The organism is Kineosporia rhizophila, assembly GCF_021277265.1.
Taxonomy (GTDB): Bacteria; Actinomycetota; Actinomycetes; order Actinomycetales; family Kineosporiaceae; genus Kineosporia; species Kineosporia rhizophila.
This window is the reverse complement of sequence record NZ_JAJSOH010000005.1, coordinates 91,083-106,576: the sequence shown is the minus strand read 5'-3', so window position 1 is coordinate 106,576 and position 15,494 is coordinate 91,083. Positions and strand designations below refer to the sequence as shown.

Here is a 15,494-nt window from a genome sequence, read left to right as displayed (position 1 = left end):
GATGAAGTCAGCTGAAGTCAGCTGCCGGGGCGGCGTTCCGCGGCCGCCTGGGTGATCCGGTTGAGCATGATGCCCAGGATGACGATGGCCAGACCCGCGGTGAGGCCCTTGCCGAACAGCTCACCCTGCGAGAAGCCCGCCACCACGTCGTAGCCGAGCGCGCCGGCGCCGACCAGGCCACCGACCACGATCATCGCCAGCACGTAGCAGATGCCCTGGTTGGTGGCCAGCACCAGCGACTGACGGGCCATCGGCAGCTGCACCTTCCAGATCGTCTGCCAGGTGCTGGAACCCGAGGCGGTGGCCGCCTCGACGGTGGTGGCCGAGACCGCCGCGATGCCGTCGGCGACGATCTTGGTGACCACCGGAACCGCGTAGAGCACGGCGGCCAGGATCGCGGTGAACCGGCTGGCCGCGAACAGGGCCAGGAACGGCACCAGGTAGACGAACGGCGGCATCACCTGCAGCGCGTCCAGCACCGGGCGGATCACCAGGTCGGCCCGGGCGCTGCGGGCCATCCAGACGCCGACCACCACACCCAGGAGCATGGTGGCGGCGGTGGCCAGCAGGGTGGCGGCCAGCGTGGTCATGCTGTCCTGCCAGAGGCCGCTGAGCACCAGGCCGGCCACGCAGAACGCGGTGACCACGGTGACCCGCAGGTTGCCGAGCAGGAAGGCCAACGCCAGCAGGAGCGCGGCGACCAGCCACCAGGGCGACTCGACCAGCAGGGTCTGCAGCGGGTCGAGCAGCAGGGTGGTGGCGGTGTCCTTCAGCCAGCCCGTGAAGTCGGAGAAGGTGCTGGTGACCCATTCGGCGAAGTCGCCGCTGAGCCGGGCGATGTCGTCGCCGATGTTGATCTCGGAGGGGAACTCGGCGGCCCACAGGTAGGTGCGGGAGAGGTACACGCAGAACAGCGTGGCCACGGCGGTGACCGCCAGCAGCGGCCGCCGCCAGCGGGGGACCTGCTGCACCTGCGTGCGGCGGCTGGCCGCGGTGGTCAGCCGGTCGAGCACGATGGCCATCACCACGATGGCCAGGCCGGCGTTGAACGAGGTGCCCACGTCGAGGGTCTGCAGCGCCTTGAGGATGGTCTTGCCCAGGCCGGGGGCGTCGATCAGGGCGGCGACGGTGGCCATCGAGAGGGCGGCCATGATGGTCTGGTTGAGCCCGAGCACGATGGTGCGGGCCGACATCGGCAGCAGCACCCCGACCAGCCGCTGGAACTGGCTGGCGCCCAGCGACTCCGAGGCCTCCACGCTGGCCCGCGGCACCGAGCGGATGCCGTGCGCGGTGTAGCGCACCGCCGGGGGCAGGGCGTAGACCAGGGTGACCAGGGTGGCCGAGGCCGGGCCGATCAGGAAGAGCAGGGTGAACGGGGCCAGGTAGACGAAGGTGGGCATGGTCTGGAGGAAGTCCAGCACCGGGGTGGCCACCGCGTTGGCCCGGTCGGACAGGCCGGCCCAGATGCCCAGCGGGATCCCGATCAGCAGGGCCAGGAGCACGGCCGAGAGGGTGAGGGCGAGCGTGTCCATGCTCTCTTCCCACAGCCCCTGCAGCCCGATGAAGGTGAAACCGGCCACCACCAGCAGAGCGATGCGCAGGTTGGCGAACGCCACGGCCAGCAGGGTGAGCACGGCGACCACGCCGAGCCAGCCGATCACCGGTACCGGGCGCCCGAAGCTGGGCTGGGAGAGCAGGTCCTGGAGGAGGGTGGTGAGACCGTCGACGAAGGCCCGGATCTCGTTGAAGAAGTAGAGAAAGAGCGGACTGTCGTTGCGGTTCGTGGAGACCCACCGGTTCACGTCGTTGAACCAGCGGTGCAGGGCGGTGGTGTCAGAGGGCACCAGCGAAAGCGTGTGAGTGCCACGCAGGATCGCGGCCAGCACCACGAACACCACCAGTACGGCAGCGATCAGCCGGCCCCGGCCCGGGCTGGTCACAGCCGCCCGGGAGGCGGTGAGAACGCTCACCGGGCGCCCGCCACGATGGTGAGAATCTCTTCCTGACCGACGATTCCGAGCACCTGTCCGGCCTCCACCACGCGCACCGGGCGGTGACTCTCCAGCACCACCCGGGTGGCGTCGCGCACCACCACGTCGGGCCCCAGTTCCGGACCGTCGCTCGGGTCGGCGTCGGTGACCGGGCGCATGATCCAGCGCAGCGTGAGCACGTCGCCCTTGGGTACGTCGGAGACGAAGTCGCGCACGTAGTCGTCGGCCGGGGCGCCGACCAGCTCGTCGCCGCGGCCGATCTGGACCGGCCGGCCGTCGCGCATGATCAGGATCCGGTCGCCCAGCTTCAGCGCCTCGGACAGGTCGTGGGTGATGAACACCATGGTCTTGCCCAGCTCACGGTGCAGCCGGATGACCTCGTTCTGCATGTCCCGGCGGATCAGCGGGTCGAGCGCGGAGAACGGCTCGTCGAACAGCATCAGGTCCGGCTCCACGGCCAGCGCCCGGGCCAGGCCGACGCGCTGCTGCATACCGCCGGAGAGCTGGTCGGGGTAGGAGTTCTCGTAGCCGCCGAGGCCGACCAGGTCGATCACCTCACCGGCCCGGCGGCGGCGCTCGGCCTTGCTCGCGCCGCGCACCTCCAGGCCGTAGGCCACGTTGTCGACCACACGCCGGTGCGGGAGCAGCCCGAAGTTCTGGAACACCATCGAGAACTTGTGACGTCTGAGGTCCCGCAGGCGTTTCGGGTCCGCCTCGAGGAGGTTCTCACCTTCGAAGACGACCGACCCGGCGGTCGGTTCGATCAGCCGGGTGAGACACCGCACCAGCGTGGACTTCCCGGAACCGGACAGGCCCATCACGACGAACACCTCGCCGGGGGCCACGTCGAAGGAGACGTCCCGCACGGCGATCGTGTTGCCCGTGCGCTCCATCAGCTCACGCCGGGGCAGCGCGCACAGCTCCTGGTTCTTCGGCACGGCAGCGGCTTTCGGGCCGAACACCATCCAGAGGTCGCGCACCGAGATCAACGGCTGCGCGGCGGAGTCCGGCGCCGGGGCCAGATCCTGACTGTCCTCGGTGACGGTGGCCATTGCCCCACCTCTCCTGTTCGAAACGGGGGCCGATGGCCCTACGACGGGCTCACACTGCTTCAAAGGGTGCGTATGACGCACAATGCTTCTTGCCGAGGGACACACTGTGCCCGGGTGACGGTCATGGTCAAGGTAGGACGTCGTTTCGGTGTGGTTAATCTAGCCAAAGCCGAATGTACCGCCTGATCCCCGTCACTCAATCGTGACGTGACCCATTGCTGATGAATTATTCACGCTGCGTGGTTACGTACCGGTCAGGATCATCATCCGCCGCCTGCCCGGGGACGGCGCCGAACCGGACCCGGGCGGACGGTGAACGGGTGTTCCGAGCGTCAGGCGGAGCGTTCCTCGTGCTGCGCGGCGTTCATCACGTGGCGGTAGTAGGGAACCGGCCGGGCCGGCAGGGGCGAGTTGCCGCGGATCAGGTCCGCCGCCTTCTCGGCCAGCATGATGACCGGGGCGTAGATGTTTCCGTTGGTCACGTAGGGCATGACCGAGGCGTCGGCGACCCGCAGGCCGGCCACACCGTGCACACCCATCGTGAGCGGGTCGACCACGGCCAGCGGGTCGGTGCCGAGCTTGGCCGTGCAGGAGGGGTGGTAGGCGGTCTCGGCATCGCGGGCCACCCAGTCGAGGATCTCCGCGTCGGTGCTCACCTGCGGGCCGGGGGAGAGTTCGCCGGCGTTGTAGGCGTCGAAGGCGGGCTGGGCCAGGATGTCCCGGGCCACGTGGATCGCCTCCACCCACTCCCGGCGGTCCTGCTCGGTGGACAGGTAGTTGAAGGTCATCGCCGGGGCCCGGCGCGGATCGGCGCTGGTGATCTTCACCGTGCCCCGGGCGTCGGAGTACATCGGGCCGATGTGCACCTGGTACCCATGGGTCGCGGACGGCGAGCTCCCGTCGTAGCGCACCGCCACCGGCAGGAAGTGGAACATCAGGTTGGGATAGGCAACGTCGTCATTGCTGCGCACGAAGCCACCCCCCTCGAAATGGTTGGTCGAGGCCGGGCCGCTGCGGCGCAGCAGCCACTCCAGACCGATCGCCGGCCGGCGGTACAGCTTGAGCGAGGGGTTCAACGACACCGGCTGATGACAGGCGTGCTGCACGTAGACCTCGAGGTGGTCCTGCAGGTTCTCGCCCACGCCGGGCAGGTCGGCCACCACGTCGATGCCGAGCGCGCCCAGTTCGGCCGCGTTGCCGATGCCGGACAGCTGCAGCAACTGCGGGGTGTTGATCGCTCCTCCGGCCAGGATCACCTCGCCCGCCTCCACCCGGCGGGGACCGCTGCCGACCCGGCCCAGAGGACCGGCGAACGGAAGTGAGCGGGTGTACTCGACCCCCGTCGCCCGTCCGTTGGTGAACAGGACCCGGTGAACCAGTGAAAGCGTCCTCACTTCGAGGTTTTTCCGCTGCTTCAGCACCGGGTGGACGTAGGCGCCTGCGGCCGACAACCGCTTGCCGTTGCGGATGGTGCGGTCGAACCGGTTGAAACCTTCCTGCTGGTAACCGTTCACGTCGCTGGTGAGCGGGTGGCCGGCCTGCTGGACGGCCTCGAAGAAGGCGCTGAACAGTGGGTTGGTGGCCGGGCCGCGCTCCAGTTCCAGCGGGCCGTCGCCACCGCGCCACTCGTCCGCCCCGGCCAGGCAGTTCTCCATCTTGCGGAAGTAGGGCAGGCAGTGCGCGAAGTCCCAGGTCTCCATGCCCGGGTCGGCCCCCCAGCGCTCGAAGTCCATCGGGTTGCCGCGCTGGAAGATCATGCCGTTGATGCTCGAGGAACCACCCAGCACCTTGCCCCGGCCGTGGGCGATCCGCCGCCCGTGCATGTACGGCTCCGGCTCGCTGCGGTAGCGCCAGTCGTACAGCGGATTCCCGATCACCATGGTCAGGGCCGCGGGCATGTGAATCAGCAGGTCCCAGGCGAAGTCCCGGCGGCCCGCCTCGAGGACCAGGACGCTGGTGCCGGGATCCTCGCTCAGCCGGTTCGCGAGCACGCAGCCGGCGGAGCCCCCGCCGACGATGACGTAGTCGTACCGCTCAACCATGTGCTCCTCCAGATGCCGGCGTGACCGCCTACCATCGTTGCGTCCAGCGCACCGAGTTCCACACAAAGCAACAGCGACAGTGAATCATCACGAATGGTGAGGGGTCCAGATGTCACCCGCGGATCTTCAGCTCGCAGTCGGTACCGACGGTGTCCCTACGGTGGCCGGAACGCTCTACATCGACGGCTCGTGGCGCCGCGGCTCCTCGTCCCGGCCGGTGCTGAATCCCGCTGACGCAACCGAGATCTCCCAGGTGGACGAGGCTTCCGCGGAAGAGGCGGGGCTGGCGGTGGCGGCGGCGCGGGCCGCGTTCGACGACGGCCGCTGGAGTTCGGTACCGGCCGCCGAGCGCAGTGCAGTGCTCGGCCGGGTCGCCGACCTGCTCCAGGCCAACCGCTCGCGGATCGCCCGGATCGAGACCCTGGACACCGGAAAGACGTTGCGTGAGAGCGAGATCGATGTCGACGACGTGACGGCCGTGTTTCGTTACTACGCGGCCCTGGCGCTGGGCGAGCCCGGAAGGCTGGTCGATGCGGGAAATCCGGCGGTGGTGAGCCGAGTGGTCCACGAGCCCGTCGGGGTCTGTGCGCTGATCGGGCCGTGGAACTATCCGCTGCTGCAGATGTCCTGGAAGATCGCCCCGGCCCTGGCCGCGGGCTGCACCGCGGTGCTCAAGCCGAGCGAGGTCACGCCGCTCACCACCGTGGTGCTGGTCGGGTTGCTTGAGGACGCGGGGGTGCCGGCTGGGGTGGTCAACCTGGTTCTCGGGGCGGGGGCCGGGGTAGGGGCCGCGCTGGTCGAGAGTGAGCAGGTCGACCTGGTGTCGTTCACCGGCGGGTTGTCCACCGGGCGCACGATCATGCGCTCGGCCGCGGACACGGTGAAGAAGGTGGCCCTGGAGCTGGGCGGCAAGAACCCCAACATCGTGTTCGCCGACGCCGTTCTGGACGCTGCGGTGGACACGGCGCTGACGGCGGTGTTTCTGCACGCCGGACAGGTCTGCTCGGCGGGCACGCGGCTGCTGCTGGAAGAACCGATCGCCGATGAGTTCGTGGCCGAGCTGGTGCGGCGGGCGGAACTGATCCGGATCGGCCCCGGCCTCGAACCGGAGTCGGAGATGCCGCCGCTGGTCTCGGCCGAGCACCTGGCCAAGGTCGAGGAGTACGTCCGGGTGGGGCTGGCGGAGGGGGCGCGGCTGCTCACCGGGGGCTCACGGCTCAGCGACGATCAGAAGGGCTACTTCTATCGCCCAACGGTCTTCACCGACTGCCGCCGGGACATGCGGATCGTTCAGGAGGAGACGTTCGGGCCGATCGTCACGGTGGAGCGGTTCAGCACCGAGGACGAGGCGGTGATGCTGGGCAACGACACCCGGTACGGCCTGGCCGGGGGAGTGTGGACGGCCGACCGGGGCCGGGCCCAGCGGGTGGCCTCGCGCCTGCGGCACGGCACGGTGTGGATCAACGACTTCGGGCCGTACCTGCCGCAGGCCGAATGGGGTGGGTTCAAGCTGTCCGGCACCGGGCGGGAGCTGGGGCCCTCGGGGCTGGCCGAATATCAGGAAGCCAAGCACATGTACGAGAACACGGAGCCTGCCGCACAACACTGGTTCAGTGGTGGGCAGCCCGGTTAACTGCCGACAAAAAGGTGTTGGTGCTGGTCAGGTGGGTGCTAGGTTCGCGCGTCCCTGACCTTTGTTGATTATCCGGTCCACCCTCACGCATGGAGAAGCAGTCGTGTCGTTCCAAGACGCCGTGAAAACGGTGCTCACCAAGAAGTACGTGGACTTCGGCGGCCGCGCCCGGCGGTCGGAGTTCTGGTTCTTCGTCCTGTTCTACATCGCAGTGATCTTCGTGGCCTCGGTCGTGGACGGGATCCTCGGATTCTCGCTGTTCTACTACCTGGTGGTCCTGGCGCTGTTCCTGCCCAACCTGGCCGTGACGATCCGGCGCCTGCACGACACCGACCGCAGCGGCTTCTGGATCTTCATCGGTCTGATCCCGCTCGTCGGCACGGTCGTGCTGATCGTGTTCCTGGCCTCGGACAGCAAGCCCGGCAGCAACCGCTTCGGGCCGAACCCCAAGGAAGGCTGGGGCGGGCAGCCTGGTTTCGGTCAGCAGCCGCCTTACGGCCAGGAGCAGGGATATGGCCAGGCTGGATATGGCCAGCAGGCCGGTTACGGTCAGCAGCCTGAGTACGGCCAGCAGGCCGGCTATGGCCAGCAGCCGTCGTACGGCCAGGAGCAGGGTTACGGTCAGCAGGGGCACGGTCAGCCGAGCTACGGCGGGCAGCCTGCCTACGGCCAGCCCGAGCCGCAGCAGGGTGGCTACGGTCAGTCCGGTCAGCAGGGCGGCGGTTACGGGCAGCCTGGTCAGCAGGGCGGCTACGGGCAGCCGGGTGGGTACGGCCAGCAGAACGGTCAGCAGAACGGGTACGGCCAGCAGTACGGCCAGCCGGGGGCGGACCAGGGCCAGCAGTACGGGCAGCAGTCCGGTGGCTACGGTCAGCCGGGCCAGTACGGCCAGCCTGGTCAGAACGGCCAGTACGGTCAGCCGGGCCAGAACGGCCAGCCTGGTCAGTACGGTCAGCCGGGCCAGTACGGGCAGAGCCCCGACCAGCAGGGCAACGGCGACTGGCGCTGATCCCGCCGAAGTCGATTCGATGCGCCGCTCCCTTCCGGGGGCGGCGCATCGTGCTTTGGTGCGCAGCGCCTCGAACCGCTGACGTCGGCGAAATCCTCAGTCGCCGTAGTAACCAAGGCGACTACTGATTTCCGCAGCTCCCCCGAGAAGGTGCTCAGCGACGTCTTCAAACGAGTCGGGGGTAAGACGGAACGAGGGCCCGGAGGCGCTGACGGCGGCCGTGACCCGACCGCCACCGTCACGGATCGGGGCGGCCACGGCTGTGAGCCCGATCTCCAGCTCCTCGCTGGTGCTGGCCCACCCCCGCCGGACCACCTCGGCCAGTTCGTGGGTCAGCGCGTCCGGGTCGACGATCGTGTGCTCGGTCAGCGGTTCCGGGGCGGACTCCAGGACCAGCTTGCGCGTGGTCTCGTCGGCGAACGCCAGCAGCACCTTCCCGCTGGAGGTGGCGTACAGCGGGGTACGCCGGCCGATCCAGTTGCGCGTCATCACCGAGGCGTTGCCGTACTCCTGCAGCACGTTGACCGCGGCGTCGTCCTCCAGGATCGCGATGTTGACCGTCTCACCCAGCTCCCGGGCCAGCCGTTCGCACACCTCCTGGCCTGCACGGCTCACCTCGAGCCGGCCGGTGGTGGCCGCCGCCAGCCGGAGAATGCCCAGGCCCAGGCGATACTTGCCGCGCTCCTCGATCTGCTGCACCAGGTCCCGCCGCTCCAGCGCGGTGACCAGGCGGAAGGCGGTGGACTTGTGCACGTCCAGCTCGGCGGCCAGTTCGGTCACCCCGAGCTCGCCGTGCCGGGCCAGCAGGTCGAGCACGGACAGCGCCCGGTCGACGGACTGCACCTGCGAGGCCTCGCCTCCGGAACGGTTCGTCTCCCCCATGTCCGAAACCTTAGCTGCCCGTCAGTAACCCCACTTATGTCTTGACGCATGCCCCGCCCCGGCCGCACGCTGTTGCTCATCGCACTTCGCGTTGTGCAAGGCGCAACAAGTCAGCGAGTTCCTCTCCAGTCCTTCGTGTGAGAAGAGGCCTGCCGTGATCCGGGTCTGTGCGGTCGGGGAGATTCCCGAGGGTGAAGCGGTCCGGGTCGAACACGGGCCGGACGGTGTGCCGGTGGCGGTGTTCCACGTCGAGGGCGAGTACTACGCGATCGACGATACGTGCACCCACCAGGATGCGTCGCTGGCCGACGGCTACGTGGAGGACTGCGCGGTCGAGTGCCCTCTGCACGCGTCGTGCTTCGACCTGCGCACCGGGCAGCCGAGCGGGCCCCCGGCAAGGGTGCCGGTGCGGACACATGCCGTGGTAATTGAGAACGGACATGTGTACGTGCAGCTGCGGTCGGCCCACCTGCCGGTCGCCTGAGGCACGTCTGGCACGCAGACGCAGGAGCTGATCCATGACCGAGCAGGCTGAACGCCCCTCCCCGCCGATGTCCGTGGTAGCTGTGGTCGGGACGGGGCTGGCCGGGCTGTCGTCGGCGCGGGCCCTTCGGGAACTGGGCTTCACCGGCCGCGTCGTCCTGGTCGGGGACGAGAAGCACGACCCGTACGACCGGCCGCCGCTGTCCAAGTCCTTCCTGGCCGGTGAGTGGGATCCGGCGAAGATCGCGCTGGGGCTGCCCACCGACGCCGAGCTGGACCTGGACTGGCGGCTGGGGCAGCGGGCGGTGTCGCTCAGGCCGGCCGAGGATCAGGGCTGGGTCATCGGTCTGCAGGACAGCGAAGAGCTCAAGGCCGACGGGGTGGTGATCGCCACCGGAGCCCGGGCGCGCAAGCTGCCCGCGCCCGAGCCGCTCTCCGGGGTGCACACCCTGCGCACGCTCGATGATGCGATCGCGCTCAAGGCGGAGCTGGTGCCCGGAGCCCGGCTGGTGGTCGTCGGGGGCGGGTTCATCGGTGCTGAGATTGCTTCTACTGCAGTCGGTCTCGAGGTCGAAGTGACCGTGGTCGAGATGGCCCCGGCGCTTCTGGCCGGTCCGCTCGGGGTCGAGGTCGGAGCGGCGATGGCTGCGCTGCACGAGGCCAACGGCGTCAGAATTCTGACCGGGGTGGGTGTCTCGGCGCTCACGCCGGACCCGCACGAGCCCGGCTGGGTGGGCGGGGTGGTTCTGGCCGACGGGCGTGAGCTGCCGGCCGATGTGGTGGTGGTGGGCATCGGGTCCGAGCCGAACACCGAATGGCTGCAGGAAACCGGACTGGTCGGTCACGGCCCAGAAGGAAGTCTGGCGGGCGGCGTGCTCACCGACGAAGACGGTCGCACAGCGCTTCCCGGTGTGGTCGCAACCGGCGACTGCACCGCCGTCCATCATCCGTTCGCCGGTCGGGTCATGCGGCAGGAGCACTGGACTCATGCTGCCCAGCACCCCACGCGAGCCGTAGCTGCGCTGCTCGGCGTACCGGCGCCGCCGCTCGCCCCTGCGATGAAGGTGCCCTACGTCTGGTCGGAGCAGTACGGCAAGAACTTCCAGTTCGCCGGTCATCACGAACCCGGCGACGAGACCGAGCTGGTAGAAGGCGATCTGACCGGACCGGCCTTCACAGTGATCTACCGGCGGGGCGGCGAGCCGGTGGGAGTCTTCGGAGTGGGCCAGCCGAAGGTGTTCGGGCGCTGGCGGCGTGAGCTCGCCCAGCGTCTTCCGTAACAAATTGTGGGACGGCCGGTCTCGAGTTCCCGGGACCGGCCGCACCGATGCGGTGGTGGTGACGGGCGGGAAACAATTCCCGGTCATCATGGGTGCGCTCGGAACCTCTCGATTGGAGCTCGACATGACCAGTGTCAGTCTGCCGCCGAGCCTCGTGGCCACGCTGCCCGGCAACATCTACGCCGATCCGGCGGTGTTCGCCCGCGAGCAGGAGCTGATCTTCGAGCGCATGTGGTTCGCCGCGGCCCGCTCCTCCGAGCTCGACAAGCCCGGAGCCTTCGTGACCAAGCAGGTCGGCCGGGAGAACGTGATCATCCTGCGCGGCCGGGACCAGCAGGTGCGGGCCTTCCTCAACGTCTGCCGGCACCGCGGGGCCCGGCTCTGCAACGCGGAGGAGGGGCAGCTGCGCCGCAACATCCAATGCATGTACCACGCCTGGACTTACGGTTTGGACGGCAAGCTCGTGGCCGCGCCCAACCTGACCAAGATGCAGGACATCGACCGCACCGAGTACGGCCTGATCAACGTGCATCTGCGCGAGTGGCTGGGCTACGTCTGGGTGTGCCTGGCCGATGAGCCGCCCCCCTTCGAGACCGACGTCATCGCCTCGGCCGACGAGCGACTGGGCGGTGAGGGCGTGATCGGCGGCTGGCAGGTCGACGACCTGGCTGTCGGCCGGCGCATCACCTACGACGTCAAGGCCAACTGGAAGCTCATCATCGAGAACTTCATGGAGTGCTATCACTGCGCCACGATCCACCCCGAGCTCACCGAGATGCTGCCGGAGTTCGCCGGGGGTTACGCGGCCCAGGCCTTCGTCGGTCACGGCGCCGAGTTCCGCGATGATGCGCAGGCTTTCACCATCGACGGCACCGGCGGTCACGAGCGCATCCCGGGCGTCGACGAGGATCACGACCGCCGCTACTACGCCATCACCGTGCGCCCCCAGGTCTTCATCAACCTGGTGCCGGACCACGTCATCTTCCACCGGATGTACCCGATGGCGGTCGACCGCACCGTGGTCGAGTGCGACTGGCTCTACCTGCCGGGGGTGGTCGAGTCCGGCGCCGACCTGAGTCGCTCGGTGGAGCTGTTCGACCGGGTGAACCGCCAGGACTTCGAGGCCTGCGAGGTAACCCAGCCCGGCATGTCGTCCCGCGCCTACCGGGCCGGCGGTGTGCTGGTCCCGAGCGAACACCACATCGCCGAGTTCCACGAGTGGGTCCAGGCCCGGCTGGCCGAGTAGGTCGCCTGCGGCTGCTGCGCCGGTCAGGTTGGCTGGCGGGGGTGGGTGGCCCGCGGGGCAGGTAGGTGTGCGAGGGAGTGGGCTACGCGGGGCAGATGGCTGCGTGGGAGAGGTGGGCGCCCTCGGCCTGGCCGTCGGCCTGGTCTGCCTGCTGCTGGGCATCTCCAAGGGCGCTGACTGGCTGCGCGGGACAGGTGGCTGCGCGGGAGAGGTGGCTGCGCGGGACAGATAGCTGCGAGAGGTGGCTGCGCGGGGCAGATGGCCGCGCGAGAGAGGTGGCTACGCAGGGCAGATGGCTGCGCGGGACAGGTGGCTGCGTGGAACGGGATGGCTGGGCTCGGCGGGTGACCGGGTGGGGCAGATGGCTGCATAAGGGAGCGGCTGCGCGGAGAAGGGTGGCTGCGCGGGAGAGGTCGGCTGCGCGGGCGGATTGCCACTTGCCCTTGCGATGGGTGGATGGTCCGCAGCCTTCCTCCTAGCTTTCGGCCCGGCCCCGACTGCTCCCCGTCTCCAGCACCCGCCCGTCGCTCAGCTGGAAGCCGTCGGCGGTGCGGGCCTCGACCAGGCCGCCGCCGAACTGCTGCTCGTAGAGCCGGGCGTAGGCGCCGTCGAGGGCCAGCAGGCTCTCGTGGGTGCCCTGCTCGATCACCTGGCCGGCGTCGATCACGAAGATGACGTCGGCCGAGCGGATGGTGGAGAGGCGGTGGGCGATGGCGATGGTGGTGCGACCGGCCATCAGGGGTTCCAGGGCGGCCTGGACGCGGCGCTCGCTGACCGTGTCGAGGGCGCTGGTGGCCTCGTCGAGCACCAGGACGCGGGGGTTCTTGAGCAGCACGCGGGCGATGGCGAGGCGTTGTTTCTCGCCGCCGGAGAGCCGGTAACCGCGTTCGCCGACGATCGTGTCGTAGCCGTTCTCCAGCTCGAGGATGCGCTCGTGGATGAAGGCGGCGCGGGCCGCGGCGACCACCTCTTCGTCGGTGGCCTCGGGCCGGGCGTAGGCGAGGTTGTCCCGAACGGTGGCGTGGAAGAGGTAGGTCTCCTGCGTGACCATGCCGATCGTGTCGGCCAGGGTGTCGAGCGAGAGGTCGCGCACGTCGTGGCCGTCGAGGCGGACCGCGCCGGAGACCACGTCGTAGAGGCGGGGGACCAGGTAGCTGAGGGTGGTCTTGCCGGCGCCGCTGGCCCCCACCACGGCCGCCAGTTGGCCCGGGTGCACCGTGAGGTCGAGGCCGCGCAGGGCCCAGCGGCGGGTGCTGGAGGTGTCGGCGGGTGAATCGGGCGGGGTGCTGCCGGCTATGGGGAACAGCGGGTCAGCGGCTCGTGGGAAACCGCCGTCATCAGCAGCGCTGCGTTCGGGGCCGCTGCGCTCGGCCAGGGTGGAAGGACCGCGCCCGCCCAGGTCGGAGCCGTCACCCTCGCCGGCTTCGGTCGGTTCGGCCGGGACATAACTGAACCAGACGTCTTCCAGCCGCACCTCGCCCCGGATCTCTTCGGGGGCGAGCCTGCGGGCGTTCGGCGGCTCGACGATCTCGGCCCGCAGATCCAGGTAGCCGAACACCCGGGAGAACAGGGCCAGGCTGCTGGAGACCTCGGTGGAGGTCTGCAGCACCTGACCGATCGGCATGAACAGCCGGGACTGCAGCGTGGTGAAGGCGATGATCGTGCCCGCGCTGGGGCCGCTGCCGTTGGACAGCTGGAACCCGGCCACCAGGTAGACCAGCACCGGGGTGATCGAGAAGAAGGTGGAGACCACGGCGAAGAAGGCCCGGCCGACGATCTGCTGGCGCACCTGCAGGTCGGCCAGCTTCTCGTTCTGCCGGTGGTAGCGATCGGCGTCGCGGTCCTGCCGGCCGAAGACCTTGGCCAGCAGCACCCCCGAGACCGACAGCGACTCCTGCGTGATCGCGCTCATCTCGGCCAGAGCGGCCTGGGTGCGGCCGGTGATGCTGCGCCGGATCCGCCCGACCCGGCCGGTGAGCCAGACGAACAGCGGCAGCATCACCAGGGAGAGCAGGGTGAGCTGCCAGGACAGCACGAACATGGCGATCAGCGTGGAGATCAGGATGACGCTGTTGCTGAGCAGGGTGCTGGCCGTGTCGGTGATGACGTTCTGCAGGCCGCCCACGTCGTTCTGCAGGCGGCTCTGGATCTCGCCGGTGCGGGTGCCGGTGAAGAACCGCAGCGACAGGCTCTGCAGGTGGCTGAACAGCCGGCCGCGCAGGTCCCGCATGATCTGCTGGCCCACGTAGTTGGTCTGGTAGGCCTGCCACACCCCGAGGGCGCTGGAGACGGCCGGGATGGCGATCATGATCGCCGACAGGGTGACCAGGAGCGGGATGTCCGGCCCGCCCGGCACGAACAGGGCCTTGTCGAAGATCTCGCGGATCAGCAGCGGGTTGGCCACCCCGAGCCCGGCGGTGACCAGGATGAGCGCGCCGACCAGCAGCACCCGGCGGCGGTAGGGGCGGAACAGCGCGACCACCCGGCGCAGCAGAGCCCGGTCGGCCGCGGCCTCGCGCAGCCCGGCGGCGGCCTCGGCCACGGTGGCACCGGGATGGCGGCCGGCATGACCGTGCCCCCGCACACCCCCACCACCAGGGGCGGCCGGACCAGCAGGCCGTTCACTGACACTCATTACCGCCCCCCTCTCGGACCCGGACCGTCGCAGCCGACCGTACCTGGCACCACCGACAATTCGCGCGTCGTGATTCCCGCCCGGCTCAGCCCCACAACCGGATGAACCCGGCCGCACCGGGCCCGCTTCCGGTGTTCTCCGAGAGCCGAACCGACGCCCGGCAGGGGGGTGTGCATACGATCAGCCCCGTGACGGATGACGTGAAGATCGGTCTGGTCGGGTTCGGTTTCGGCGGGAAGTACTTCCACGCCCCACTGCTGGCGGCCGCCCCCGGCGTGCAGTTCGCCGGGGTGGTCACCACCTCGGCGCAGCGGCAGGCCGAGGTGGCCGAGCTCTACCCCGGCGTGCCCACCTTCGCCTCGCTGGGCGAGCTGAAGGCCTCTGGTGCCCAGGCGGTGGCCATCTCCACCCCGGCCCCCACCCACGTGCCGCTGATGCTCGAGGCGATCGAGCTGGGCCTGGCCGTGGCCTGCGACAAGCCCTTCGCCCTGGACGCGGCCGACGCCCGGGCCGTGGTGGAGGCCGCCGAGAAGGCCGGCGTGAAGCTCTCGCCGTACCAGAACCGCCGCTGGGACGCCGACCTGCTCACCGTGAAGAAGCTGGTCGAGACCGGTGAGCTCGGCGAGGTGTTCCGCTTCGAGTCCCGCTTCGAGCGCTTCGACCCGCAGGGCACCCCGCCCGCGGCCGGTGGCGGGATCCTGCGCGACTTCGGCAGCCACCTCGTCGACCAGGCCCTGTACCTGTTCGGCCCGGCCGCCTCGGTGTACGCCGAACTGGACACCACCGAGGAGGGCCGGCTCGACTCCCGCTTCTTCGTGGCCGTCCAGCACACCGGCGGCGTCCGGAGCCACCTGATCGGCAACTGGGTCGAGGGCGCGCCGGGTCCCCGCTACCGGGTCAGCGGCAGCCGCGGCTCGTTCGTGCTGACCGAGCCCATGGAGGGGCAGGAGGCCCTGCTGATCGAAGGGCTCAACCCGGCCACCGCCGCCGACCGGTGGGGTGTGGAGCCGGAGGAGAACTACGGGCGCCTGTACCGCGGTGACGCGGGCACCCCGGTCCCCACCGAGCGGGGGAGCTGGGACACGTACTACCCGGCGTTCGCCGCCGCGGTGCGGGGCGAGGGCGAGGTGCCGGTCGACCCGCGCGACGCGATCGCCTCGATGGAGGTGCTGGACGCGGCCCGGCGCAGCGCCCGCACCGGCCAGGTCGTGAACCTGGGTCCGGCAGACTGACCCAGGGCG

At 69.6% G+C, this 15,494-nt stretch carries 11 protein-coding genes and 1 pseudogene; 7 read left to right on the top strand and 5 right to left on the bottom strand.

Annotated features, from left to right (window positions below; all coding sequences use genetic code 11):
• Positions 1–17: 17 nt before the first annotated feature.
• The 3 genes from LWF15_RS10580 to betA all read right to left on the bottom strand — a co-directional run bounded on the left by LWF15_RS10580 (position 18) and on the right by betA (position 5,085).
• The gene (locus LWF15_RS10580; RefSeq protein ID WP_232810264.1) at positions 18–1,970 is read right to left on the bottom strand and encodes an ABC transporter permease subunit; all 1,953 of its coding nucleotides are present in this window, start codon (positions 1,968–1,970) and stop codon (positions 18–20) included.
• Positions 1,967–3,043, bottom strand: coding sequence for a quaternary amine ABC transporter ATP-binding protein (locus LWF15_RS10575; RefSeq protein ID WP_232810263.1), 1,077 nt, complete (start codon positions 3,041–3,043; stop codon positions 1,967–1,969). The genes LWF15_RS10580 and LWF15_RS10575 overlap by 4 nt, the downstream gene beginning before the upstream one ends.
• A 332-nt stretch (positions 3,044–3,375) precedes the next feature.
• A complete protein-coding gene (betA, locus tag LWF15_RS10570; RefSeq protein WP_232810262.1) occupies positions 3,376–5,085 on the bottom strand; it encodes a choline dehydrogenase in 1,710 nt (569 codons plus the stop codon).
• A 109-nt stretch (positions 5,086–5,194) separates the two neighbouring features.
• On the opposite strand from betA, the gene LWF15_RS10565 reads away from it, so the two are divergent.
• Together LWF15_RS10565 and LWF15_RS38115 are read left to right on the top strand one after the other, a co-directional pair.
• Positions 5,195–6,718 (top strand): aldehyde dehydrogenase family protein, encoded by a 1,524-nt coding sequence (locus LWF15_RS10565; protein ID WP_232810261.1) that lies wholly within the window; start codon positions 5,195–5,197, stop codon positions 6,716–6,718.
• 103 nt (positions 6,719–6,821) lie between these two features.
• Positions 6,822–7,172: pseudogene (locus tag LWF15_RS38115) on the top strand (DUF805 domain-containing protein); the annotation flags it as partial.
• A gap of 651 nt (positions 7,173–7,823) precedes the next feature.
• Here the strand turns inward: LWF15_RS38115 and LWF15_RS10555 are convergent.
• Positions 7,824–8,609 carry an IclR family transcriptional regulator gene (locus LWF15_RS10555; RefSeq protein ID WP_232810259.1) on the bottom strand — a complete coding sequence of 262 codons (786 nt, stop codon included), beginning with the start codon at positions 8,607–8,609 and terminating at the stop codon, positions 7,824–7,826.
• Positions 8,610–8,763: 154 nt separating this feature from the next.
• Between LWF15_RS10555 and LWF15_RS10550 the strand changes: the two genes are divergently transcribed.
• The 4 genes from LWF15_RS10550 to LWF15_RS36215 all read left to right on the top strand — a co-directional run bounded on the left by LWF15_RS10550 (position 8,764) and on the right by LWF15_RS36215 (position 11,850).
• The gene (locus LWF15_RS10550) at positions 8,764–9,093 is read left to right on the top strand and encodes a bifunctional 3-phenylpropionate/cinnamic acid dioxygenase ferredoxin subunit (protein WP_232810258.1); all 330 of its coding nucleotides are present in this window, start codon (positions 8,764–8,766) and stop codon (positions 9,091–9,093) included.
• Positions 9,094–9,127: 34 nt separating this feature from the next.
• A complete protein-coding gene (locus LWF15_RS10545) occupies positions 9,128–10,372 on the top strand; it encodes an NAD(P)/FAD-dependent oxidoreductase (protein WP_232810257.1) in 1,245 nt (414 codons plus the stop codon).
• Positions 10,373–10,496: 124 nt separating this feature from the next.
• Positions 10,497–11,618: an aromatic ring-hydroxylating oxygenase subunit alpha gene (locus LWF15_RS10540; protein WP_232810256.1), complete on the top strand. Its 1,122-nt coding sequence runs from the start codon at positions 10,497–10,499 to the stop codon at positions 11,616–11,618.
• 103 nt (positions 11,619–11,721) lie between these two features.
• Positions 11,722–11,850, top strand: coding sequence for a hypothetical protein (locus tag LWF15_RS36215; RefSeq protein ID WP_269809944.1), 129 nt, complete (start codon positions 11,722–11,724; stop codon positions 11,848–11,850).
• 243 nt (positions 11,851–12,093) lie between these two features.
• Here the strand turns inward: LWF15_RS36215 and LWF15_RS36210 are convergent, their stop codons facing one another.
• Positions 12,094–14,253, bottom strand: coding sequence for an ABC transporter ATP-binding protein (locus LWF15_RS36210; RefSeq protein ID WP_269809943.1), 2,160 nt, complete (start codon positions 14,251–14,253; stop codon positions 12,094–12,096).
• 188 nt (positions 14,254–14,441) lie between these two features.
• Between LWF15_RS36210 and LWF15_RS10525 the strand changes: the two genes are divergently transcribed.
• On the top strand, positions 14,442–15,485 hold the full coding sequence (locus tag LWF15_RS10525; protein ID WP_232810255.1) for a Gfo/Idh/MocA family protein: 1,044 nt from the start codon (positions 14,442–14,444) through the stop codon (positions 15,483–15,485).
• The last annotated feature ends 9 nt before the right edge of the window (positions 15,486–15,494 follow it).